This window comes from Hominenteromicrobium sp. (assembly GCF_046974225.1).
In the GTDB taxonomy this organism is placed as follows: Bacteria; Bacillota; Clostridia; order Oscillospirales; family Acutalibacteraceae; genus Hominenteromicrobium; species Hominenteromicrobium mulieris.
The window spans coordinates 1-1,208 of sequence record NZ_JBKWAE010000017.1; the positions used below are offsets into that span (position 1 = coordinate 1).

The following is a 1,208-nucleotide window of genomic DNA, read 5'->3' on the forward strand; positions in this document are numbered from 1 at the left end:
AGTATAGGAAAATCAAGAACCGATTTCTACCGATTCTCGATAGGTGGTTGTTTTAGGAACATAGGTGGTATTTTTTACGGGAATCTCATACCGGTCTGTATGGGCGGCTGATAAGTATCTGCGGTATGGGGGTCCTCCCATACCGCAGACGGATCATCCTTATATTCAGTTCGGCAAACTGGAATTTATCGCAATATTTCATTCTTGGATTATACTCGCTTATAGATAATTGGTTCATCATATCCAAAAGTTTTCTTTCCATTAACTTCCATGCTTTCAGATACCTCCAGACAACTATCAGAAAACTTTTCCCAAAGCTTAAATGTCATTACCGGTGAAAACTGGCTTGTACTGCCTCCTTCCCAGATTCCATCTTTCTCATGATAGAGCGCCGGAGTGAATTTTTCAGATTTTTTCAATTCAGTGTAGTCAGCATTTTTCATAGAATCATATGAAAACGTACTTTTATCTTCTCCTTCTGGTATTTCATAAGAATGCAACACAATTCCGTCTTCTTTCTCTGTAATAAGGAAAAGATGTGGGGAAGCATGGCGTTTACCATTTGTCTCATAGTAGCTTTCTTCAACAACAAATTTACCATTAAAATCTTTAGGAAGGTTCAAAATTTTCTCATTACAGATTGTATTAATGTGTTCTGCATAAGGATATGTTTTCCCTTCTCTCTGCATATTATCAAACTGCTCTTTGTTATTAAAGTGTCCCGTCATCATATTAATAAAATTATCGAGCTTCATCATGCTTTTTACCTCCAAATTCTCATTTATTGTTTTTAATCAAAAGTATTATACCACATCTTTACGAATTTTTCTATCACTTCGACTATACTCACGACTTAATGACTTCTTGAATACTTGCCGAAAAAGAAGAACTGCCATCACTTGACAGCAGTTCTTCTTCGGCTGGTATTAAATTAAGAAAAGAGTTTGCGATGATAGATTTTGAATTTGAATTCCAATATGCGGAGGCAAAGCTGCCCATCCTCCGACAGGTCGGCTGCGGCAGCGGCTCGGGCTGCGCGTTGTTGTGCGCCGCGATCGTTTCATAATACGCCTTGTGGTCGGTGGGCGTAAAAACGCCACGATGCCGGTTCTGCTTTTCAATTTCTTTTCGCAGTGCATCCTCCGGCAAAGCAAACGCCTTTTTCGCGCCGGAGAGCTTGTATACGCTGCGTAAGATAGATGCAAAGA

Annotated in this window: 2 protein-coding genes; both read right to left on the reverse strand. The window is 39.7% G+C overall.

The features are described from left to right. Positions 1-209 precede the first annotated feature (209 nt). Positions 210-758 (reverse strand): hypothetical protein, encoded by a 549-nt coding sequence (locus ACLTX1_RS11025; RefSeq protein WP_343285152.1) that lies wholly within the window; start codon positions 756-758, stop codon positions 210-212. Positions 759-846: 88 nt separating this feature from the next. Then, a complete protein-coding gene (locus tag ACLTX1_RS11030; RefSeq protein WP_412330930.1) occupies positions 847-1,149 on the reverse strand; it encodes a hypothetical protein in 303 nt (100 codons plus the stop codon). Positions 1,150-1,208 lie beyond the last annotated feature (59 nt).